The following is an 8,765-nucleotide window of genomic DNA, read 5'->3' as shown; positions in this document are numbered from 1 at the left end:
CGCGTCCAGGATCAATCGGCGGGAATGCTTCTCCGGTCGTCCGCCGCGCCCAGCAGCGCTGGCCGGAGGCGGCAGTACCGGCTCCAGCACCGCCCATTGGGCGTCGGTCATCGACGAGGATGGATAGAAACCGCAGCTCATCGAGCTGTCGGTGGTCCGGGGATGGGTCGGGCAGGACACGCACGAACAGGCAGGCGAGACTGACACCGGAGCTCCTGGTGAGGGCGGGAGGCGTAGACACCCATCCGCCTACCAGGAGCTCCCTCACATCACCGGCAGCACACGCCGACCACTAACCACACAAGTTTGAAGACGCTCTCTCAGATCCAGCCATGCACTACCGCTCGCCGGGCCCAAGTCCCGAACGCCAACCGCTCCCCCGACCCGACGCGCGAGCGTGACCCCGCCGAGGTGACGCGTACGTCACGCCCTGCGGGATCCGCTGTGGTCGTGCTGGGCCTCGATCCAGGCGAGAAGGTCGGCGCGGCGATAGACGACTCGGCGGCCGAGGCGGAAGCTGCGCGGGCCGCAGCCGAGGTGACGCCAGTACCGGAGCGTCGCGACGGGAGCGCGGAGAAGTTCCGCGGCTTCCGTGATGGTGAGCAGCTCGGGCTCGTGGGCGGCAATGTGGTCGGGCATGGCTGGCTCCGGGTATGGTGGGTTGGGATTGGCTCCGTCACCGCAAAAGGCGTCCATTCGGGGCTTGTGGTGACAGCCCACCGCCAGCTCCCTCGGAGACGCTCCAGTAGTTCTCCTGCTTCCGGTCTTCTAGGCCCGTGACCGGTCGGCAAGACAAGCCGTGCTCATCGCCCGAGGTGTGGCCCGGGAGCAGCACGGCCGACAGACAACCGCAGCCGCTCCGGCTGTGGGCGGGAGACTGCAGGGGCCGGAGCGGTCGGCCGTCGGGTGATCGGTTGCCGCTCGTTGCGCTCGGCGTCGCGCCGCCCGCGCCAGGCGTGGCGTTCCTGGGCGAGCCGGTCGGAGGGCAGGGTCAGGATGGCCGGCTCGGCCTTCAGTTGGACGATGCGCGCCCGTACGGCGACCAGCTCGTGGTGCGTGGCGGCGATGTCGCCGTCGGCGTCAGCGAGCCGTGCTGCGGGGTCGGAAATCGACACGAGCGCACCGAAGCGGGTCGGCCGCTCCTCGTGCCGGCGGCGGCCCTCGCTCAGGGCGTGCCGGGCCTGCTCGTGCGGGTGCCTTGCGGCGTCCGCGGCCGAGCTCAGGGCTGCCAGTTCGGGGTGGCCGTGTTCGGCGGCGCGGCGAGCGGAGACGTCGAACGCCGTCCACAGCGCCGACCGGTCGTCGAACCAGCCGGCGGCCCGCGCGAGCTCTCGGGTGTCGCGCGGAAGGTTCGGTAGGTGTGGGCGCCACCGGTTCGCCCAGTCGGTGAGCTGCTGCCCGGCCCGGGCGACGGCGGCGCGCCGGAACCCCAGCCGGCCCGTGCCGTCCAGCACCACCCTGGCGGCTGCGCGCGCGGCGTCGCGTTCGGTGTCCCACGTCGTGAGCAGCGTGTCGCGGATCCGACCGGCCTCGGTGGCGACCACCGCCCCGCAGGCGGCAGCCCGCTCCCTCGCCTGCTCCGCGACGATGGCCGCGGACCGGCAGGTGCCGGTGAGTGTGGCGAGCTGATCGGTCGACTCCGGCGGCAGCGCGACGAGCTCCCGGAGCCCGTCCCGCATCGACTGCTGGACGGCCAACCGGTCCAGGTAGCGCTGCTCGGCCGACCACGCCTGCTGCAGCTCGGCGAGAACCTCCTCCAGCGGGCGGGGCGCGGCGTAGCCGGCGGCCTCCCGGGCGGCCAGCTCGGCCGCGTGGGTCGGGCCGAGGTCGGCCCGGTCCCGGCCGACCACGGCGATCCACTGCTCCCGCGCGTCGTCGAGGCCGGCAGCCACCAGGTGGGCGGTGTTCGCAGTCCGGCCGCGGGTCATCCCCACATAGGCCGACGCCGCCCCGGTGTGCTCACCGACCACCAGGTGCGCGGCGGTGACGGTGTCGCCCTGCACACCGTGCGCGGTGCTGGCATACGCCAGCTCCACGTAGGAGGTGACGTAGTCCGCGGACAGCACCCGCTCCGCCGGTGCTGCCGGGGTGACAACGCCAAGGATCCGCGGGGTGACACCGGCAGGAACACCGCCGACCGGCGTGACAACCAGCTCGCCGTGCCGGCCGACGGCGGTGACGGTCCAGGTGTCGCGGTTGGCGACGCCCAGGTCGCGGTCGTTGCGGCGGGTGGCGATCAGATCGCCAACACCGATCCGGTGCCCCACCCGGGTGGTCACCACGGCGGTGTCGTCGACTCGGCGGTCGGCGACCAACTGCCTCCGGATGGCGGCGTTGAGCTCGGCGGCCTGCTCGCGGGTGTCCACCACCACCGCGACCTGCTCGGCCTCGCGGTGATGCCCGGCCGCGATCGCGGCCAGCGCCTCCAGCAACGCGGCGGGATCGGCGTGCAGCCGGATCTGGCCCCGACCGGCCAGAGCGTTGAAGACCGCGCCGGGGTCGTCACCGGTGCGCATGGCCAGGCTCAGGTCGGCGTACTCGGCATCCGGGACGCTGACGCCGGTGCGGTCGGTGCGGGTGAACCGGTGCACCGTGTCCAGGGTCAGGTGCGCGGCCGGGTCGACGCACCGGGCGGCGAGGTCGAGGACCCCGCCGCGGCCGACCGCGGCGAGCTGGTGCCGGTCGCCGAGCAGCGCGACCCGCACCCGGCATTCGTCGGCGACCGTCAGCAGGGCGCGGGCGGTGTCCTGATCGAGCATCCCGGCCTCGTCGACTACCAGCAGATCCCCCGGCCGCAGCCGCGCCCCATCCCCCGGTCCAACGTAGATCAGCCCGGTGAGCGGATCAGCCTGACCGACGGCGAGCCGCGTCCACGCTCCGTGCTGGTTCCAGCGCCAACCGTGCTGGAAGGCCAGCCACGCGACCGACCCCGCGGCGGCGCCCACCTCCCGCTCGGCAACCTTGGCCGCCTTCAACGTCGGGGTGACCACCATCAGCCGGCGCCCCGCTTCGTCGAGTACGTCCCGGGTGGCGGCCAGCGTGGTGGTCTTGCCGACGCCGGCCGCGCCCTCGATGACCACCAGCGGCCGGTCGCCGGCCAGCGCGGCGACCGCTGCCGCCTGCCCGACGTCCAGCCGCTCGGGGCCTGCCGCCGGCCCCGTGCCGAGGCCGGCGTCGGCGCCGATCTGCTGGGCGCGGGCCTCGAGCCGGGCGGTCAGGTCGGCCTCGACATCGAGCACCGACTGGGACGTCCACGCCCGGATGTGGCCCGGAACCGGCAGTGGCCCGCCGTCGCCGCACAGCAGCGGCACGCACCGCTCGAGTGCCCGGGCGGTGAGGTCTTCGGCCAGCTCGGCACGGACGGGGACGGCGGCGACGATGCCGTCGACGGCGATCAGCTGCTCGACCTGCCCGCGAATGTCGGCGGCGTTCCAGGCGGACCGGCCGGCACCCAGCCGAGCCAGCACCTGTCCGACCACAGCGTCTCGATCGAGCACCCCGACCGGGGTGGGTGTTAGGTCGACGGGGGTGTTGCGGTCGCGGTAGCCCAGGGCGGCCAGCTCCCCCTGCCACCGCGCGGTGAGGTCCTCGCCCGGTGCCGGGGTGACCTTGCCGGGGCGGCCCTCGGCCCACGCCCGGGTGTCCCACGCCCGCCGCAGCGCCGGCCCGAGGTGTTCTCCGGCATGCGCCTGCGTCCACTCCCGTTCGTAGCGGTCCATATTCCGTCCGATCTGGGCGGCCCGGGCGCTGAACGGCCCCACATAGTCTGCAAGCTGCCGTATTTCTCCAGTGCCGTCCACGGTGTACCCGTGCGCGGCCAACGCGGCACGGAATTGTGGGTCGGTCACGACCGCGGCGTGCCCGATTCCGTTGATCGCCGCCAGAGAATCCCGGACGCCGACGGTGTGCAGCCCGCGCCATTTCCCGACGGCGAACACCCGCGCGTTGATCTGCAGGTGCAGATGCCGATGCGGATCTCCCGTGCGGGAGGTGTAGTGCCGCACCGTCACCGCCTCCAACGCCTCGACCGGCACCTGCACCTGCCCGCCCCGCGGGCCCACCCGGGTGGTCGCATGCTCGGCGAGCCAGCCGATGACCTGGGTGGCGGCGCGGTCCTGCGCCGCGTCATACGCCTCGGCGATCTCCGGGTGCAGCGCGGCCGCCAGCGACCACGACTTCGGTCCGTTGACCACCACCTCCACGAACCGCACCGCCCGGTCGTCCGTGCGCAGTCGTCCCCGCGCCATGCCGCTGTCCGGATCGAGGCTGGCGACCCACGCCTCGTAGGCATCCCCGGACAGCGGCGCCTGCTCCTCCACCCGACCGTCGGCGGCGGCGTAGCGACGGGCGATCCCGGTGCCCTCGGCCAGGTAGTAGTCATCCGCCCGACCCCGGTCGGCCTCCACGTAGTGCCGGGCAGCGGCCGGTGCACCGGCATAGACCTTCATTCCGCCGCGCATTGCCAACACCGCCCAACAATGACCAACGCGTCACCCCTAGAAGTGCCAATGGCCCCCGCGAAGCGGGGGCCGGACTACCGCTATTGGTAGCATGCGTGCCGTCGCTGAGGAAAGGCTTTCGCGGGACCAGAGTAGTTCGATTGCCGGCCGGTACGAGAAGTATTGAGTTTGAGTCGTCGAAGGTGCTTGATAATGGTTGGGTGTCCTATTCGTGGAAGAAGCTGAGCGACTTCGGAGTGGCTCCCCGGCCGTCTACCGGCGGGCCGTACGTTGACGCGCGGAGCGCCGGATGATCATGCCGGGTTGGGCGTGGCGGATGCAGCGGCCCGACGGCACGCGAGGCGAGCCGGGGTGTCGGGCTGGCTGGGAGGTCGCCAGACTGGCGGCATGGGGCAAGGCGGTGGAGAAGAGCTGGAGCGGGTCCGAAAGTTGCGTCAGCGCGGGTTGTCGCCCAAGGAGATCGCCCGCGCGGTCGGGCTGCCGCCGGCGCGGGTCAAGCAGCTGGTCAAGGCGGTGGCCGCGGCGGAGACCACCGACCCGACCCGGACTCCGGTCGTGGAGTGCTGGGTGAGCTCCGGCTGGAGCGCCGGGCTGACCGTCACCGGCCACCACCCCGAGTGGCGCGACGAGCCGGGGGACGACGACGCCTCGTCCGGACTGGTCGGGGTACTGCTGGCGCGCGAGGCCGGCCGGAGCCGGGTCAGTGTCTGCGCCTGGCTGGTCGATGTCTACTGCCTTGGGGTCAAGAACGACCTTGGCCCTACGCGGACCTACCGCACCAACCTGCCGATGACCGTCCGCAACTTCTTTGCCGTGTTCGGGATCCGGCCGGTGGCGGCACCGCTGGAGCTGGCGCAGCACCTGGTGCTCGGCGCCGTGGACTACGCCCGCAGCCTGGGCTTCGAACCCGCCGCGGAGGCCGACTTCGCCGACACCCGCGGACACCTCGGCCCGTGGGAGGGCCCCAGCGCCATCCGGTTCGGCCGGGATGGCCAGCCGTTCTTCATCTCCGGGCCGAACGACAACCCGACCCCCGTCCTCCGGCAACTCGAGCGCGCGGTGGGTGCGGGCAACTTCCACTACATGATCGGTGTCGCCGAGTAACTCAGGCGCATCGCCCCCCGCGATCGCGAAGGCACGGCCACGGACACCCGCCGCCCGCACGGGGAACCCGACCTGCGGCCCATTGGTTATCGGCGTCGAGGCCCTCGCCGGGTCGACTACACCGGCAGAACTGCAGTCCCACTGGAGGGGGAATTGGGCGCCCGGTCGGGCCGGCGGTCTGGCAGCCCTGCGCCGCCGCCCCAGGACAGGCGGGCTCCCTTTCGGGGCTGCGGTTGCTCGCGGCGCGGGTCAGCGATGATGGCGCCGTGCATGTGGACGAGGCGGACCGTGTCTACCGCGAGCTCAGGGAGGCGGCGGCTGGCCCGCCGGAGGCGTACGCACAGGTGCTGGAGCGGGCACTGGCTGCCTGCGAGGCCGACCCGGCCGCAGAGGAGTACCTCGACGTGCTGGAGCTGCACGACGAGCTCGCCGACGCCTACGACCGGCTGGGCCGGGTGGAGGACGCGCTGCGGCACGCAGATGCCTTGGTCGAACAGGGCTACGAATGCGAGCCGGATCCGCGCTGCCGGCGGGCGGAGATCCTGACCCGCCACGGGCGACTGGAGGAGGCGGCGGCGATCTGGGACGAGGTCGCCCGTGACACGCCGGACGACGTGTGGCTCTACAACAACGCCGGGCTGGAGTACGCGGCGATCGGGGAGCACGAGCTCGCGCTCGGCTGGCTGACGAAGGGCCTCGAGCTTGCGGTTCGCACCGGAGACCCGGAGCGGCTGGTCCGTCAGCTGCGGGAACTGCGGGCGGAGAGCCTGGCCGCGGTGGGGCGGGAGCCGGACCGGCTGCAGTTCGCCGAGCCTCGGCCGGTGGCGCGCACGTCGGCGCCCCGCCCGGGGCCGGCGAGGGAGCCGGCTGAGGGAACGCGCGGCCACGCCGGGCAGCCGCCGGTTGCCTGGGCGTGGCTCCCCGGCGACGAGTACGCGCAGCTGAAACGGCGCTGGCCCGACATCGCCGACGGTCCGGCCGCCCGCGACGAGACCGGTGGCGTCGTCGACCATGCGACCTACTGCCGCCGGATGGAGGGGCGGCTGCGCGAGGCGCGGGAGGCCGGGATGACCGCGCTGCGGATCGCGCCGCTGCGGTGGGCGGAGTACACAGCCTGGCGGCAGGCGAACGAAGAGGAGGGCGAGGCCGCGCAGCTGCGCGCCCGGTACGCGGCCGACCTGGGCCGCGACCCGACGCGGGTGATCACCTGGCCGCCCGGCCGCAACGAAAGGTGCTGGTGCGGCTCGGGGCGCAAGTACAAGCAGTGCTGCGGCGCACCGGGCGCAGGCGGTGTGCGGTGAAGACCACCCGACTCCAAGTGACCCTGCGCGAGGTCACCCCGAAGGTGCAGCGGGTGATCGACGTCCCGGCCGCGATCACCCTGGACGAGTTGCACGAGGTGCTGCAGCTCGCGCTGGGCTGGACCGATTCGCACCTGCACCAGTACCGCACCCACTCGACGGTCTACTCGATCCCGAGCGACGACGCCTGGGCGGACGAGGGCGAGACCGACGAGCGGGGAGTGCGGCTGTCCGCGCTGCCGTCGGGTTTCACCTACCTCTACGACTTCGGCGACGGTTGGACCCACGACGTCGAGGTGCTCGGCCCCGGCGGCGATGCGGCCGGCTGCGTCGACGGGGAGGGCGCGTGCCCGCCGGAGGACTGCGGCGGCCCCTGCGGGTACGCCGAGCTGCTGGCAGCGCTGGCCGACCCGCGGCATCCAGAGCACGCGGAGATGCGCGAGTGGGTCGGCGACCGACTGCGCCCGTTCGACCGGACGGCCACAGACCGCCGGGTGCGCGACGTTGTCGGGCAGGTCCCCGCGAGCGTCTGCCTACTGCTCGGCCTGCTGACCGGCGGCGTCAAGCTGACACCGGGCGGGCGGCTACCCCGCGCCGTGGTGCGGGCCGTTCAGGAACAGCGCCCGGACTGGTATCCGCTCGGCCGTCCGGCGTCGATCGAGGAGGACCTGCTGCCGCTGGCCGCGCTGCACGTGATCCTCCGCCACGTCGGCCTGCTGCGGCTCGCCAACGGCGTGCTCCACCCGACCAAGGCCGCAGGCGACGAGGTCGAGACAGTCCGCCGGCTGCGCGCCTGGTTCCCGCCGCGGGAGTTCGACACGCTCGTCGCCGAGCGCGCGGTGGCCCTCGTCGCCACGCGGGGACCGCTGAAGACCCAGGATTTGGCTGCCGAGATCTTCGCGATGCTCAGCCACGGCTGGCGCCGCGGGAACGACCCGATGACGGCCACCGACGTCCAACACGACCTGTACCGCCTGGCGCACCAGCTGGCAGGCCTGGACATGCTCGCGACGTATTCGCCCGCGTGGACCGCCGGACCGTCGGACCGCTCCCTACTGCCCGGCGTACCCCTGCTCGCGGACCTCTCCTGAACGATGCCTTCCTGCACGAGCGTCCTCGCACCCCTGACGGGCGGCGGCCGCGGACGGTTGTCACGGCTGCCGAGCGTGGACCAGGTCCTTGATGATCTCGAAGTCGGCGAGATCGTGCGTGAGCAGGGGGACGCGCTCCACGATCGCGGTCGCGAGGTCGATCTGCCGGCGCCGAGGGTCGCCGCCCCTCGGTCGTTGGACCGTCCCAAGTGGTCCCGATAGATCGTCGTGCCCGTCGTGTCGTCGACGGCCGTGAAGTCCGGCGATCGCCATGCCCATCGGCCGCGACAACCGCCCGCTCGTATTCGGACTCGATGTTTTTGGAGAAGAGACTCAATGTTCTTGGAGAAGAGGAGGCCCCCCACGGGAGTTCCGCTTGTCCTCCCCATGCGAGACGGCTCACCGGACGGGTCTTACGGGACACCGACCGAGGGGCACGCGCCCTGCCCAGGGGTGTTCCCGCTTGGGGTTCCCCTTTGCGGAACGCCATCCCAGGGACCGGCGGCCTTGCGGCGAGAACATGTCGGATCCCAGCCCTGGCTCCGTCCCAGCATCGAATCGGCAGCCAACTATTGGAGGATAGATTCCATGGCACACGTACAACGTTTCGACCACATCGGCATCACCGTCGCGGATCTCGACTCGGCGACGGCGTTCTTCGTCGGATTGGGTCTTGAGGTCGAGGGCACCGGATCCGTGGAGGGCGAGTTCGTGGAGACCGTCTGCGGCATCCCGGGCGCGCACTGTGAGATCGCGATGCTGCGGCCGAGGTTGTCCCGGGTCTCGTGGAACTTGAGGTGGCGGTCCCC

Annotated in this window: 6 protein-coding genes; 4 read left to right on the top strand and 2 right to left on the bottom strand. The window is 72.4% G+C overall.

Annotated elements, in window-relative coordinates; translation table 11 throughout:
* Positions 1-423: 423 nt before the first annotated feature.
* The gene (locus tag BLW04_RS23810) at positions 424-639 is read right to left on the bottom strand and encodes a helix-turn-helix transcriptional regulator (protein WP_091547952.1); all 216 of its coding nucleotides are present in this window, start codon (positions 637-639) and stop codon (positions 424-426) included.
* Between the two features lie 164 nt (positions 640-803).
* Positions 804-4,448: a MobF family relaxase gene (gene mobF, locus BLW04_RS23805; RefSeq protein ID WP_091547950.1), complete on the bottom strand. Its 3,645-nt coding sequence runs from the start codon at positions 4,446-4,448 to the stop codon at positions 804-806.
* 399 nt (positions 4,449-4,847) lie between these two features.
* Between mobF and BLW04_RS23800 the strand changes: the two genes are divergently transcribed.
* The 4 genes from BLW04_RS23800 to BLW04_RS23780 all read left to right on the top strand — a co-directional run.
* On the top strand, positions 4,848-5,564 hold the full coding sequence (locus tag BLW04_RS23800) for a helix-turn-helix transcriptional regulator (RefSeq protein ID WP_217631244.1): 717 nt from the start codon (positions 4,848-4,850) through the stop codon (positions 5,562-5,564).
* A 266-nt stretch (positions 5,565-5,830) separates the two neighbouring features.
* Positions 5,831-6,865 (top strand): SEC-C metal-binding domain-containing protein, encoded by a 1,035-nt coding sequence (locus BLW04_RS23795; protein ID WP_139307007.1) that lies wholly within the window; start codon positions 5,831-5,833, stop codon positions 6,863-6,865.
* The gene (locus BLW04_RS23790; RefSeq protein ID WP_091547954.1) at positions 6,862-7,956 is read left to right on the top strand and encodes a plasmid pRiA4b ORF-3 family protein; all 1,095 of its coding nucleotides are present in this window, start codon (positions 6,862-6,864) and stop codon (positions 7,954-7,956) included. Before BLW04_RS23795 ends, BLW04_RS23790 begins: the two co-directional genes overlap by 4 nt.
* 588 nt (positions 7,957-8,544) lie before the next feature.
* On the top strand, positions 8,545-8,765 hold a 221-nt coding region (locus BLW04_RS23780; RefSeq protein WP_217631243.1), incomplete at its 3' end, for a VOC family protein.

Origin of the sequence: Modestobacter sp. DSM 44400, assembly GCF_900107175.1 — a bacterium.
Taxonomy (GTDB): Bacteria; Actinomycetota; Actinomycetes; order Mycobacteriales; family Geodermatophilaceae; genus Modestobacter.
This window is presented reverse-complemented; position numbering and strand designations above follow the sequence as displayed.

Coding starts and splice junctions, on each gene's coding strand:
- BLW04_RS23810 (WP_091547952.1), bottom strand. CDS start 639: ATGCCCGACCACATTGCCGCCCACGAGCCCGAGCTGCTCACCATCACG.
- mobF (WP_091547950.1), bottom strand. CDS start 4,448: ATGAAGGTCTATGCCGGTGCACCGGCCGCTGCCCGGCACTACGTGGAG.
- BLW04_RS23800 (WP_217631244.1), top strand. CDS start 4,848: ATGGGGCAAGGCGGTGGAGAAGAGCTGGAGCGGGTCCGAAAGTTGCGT.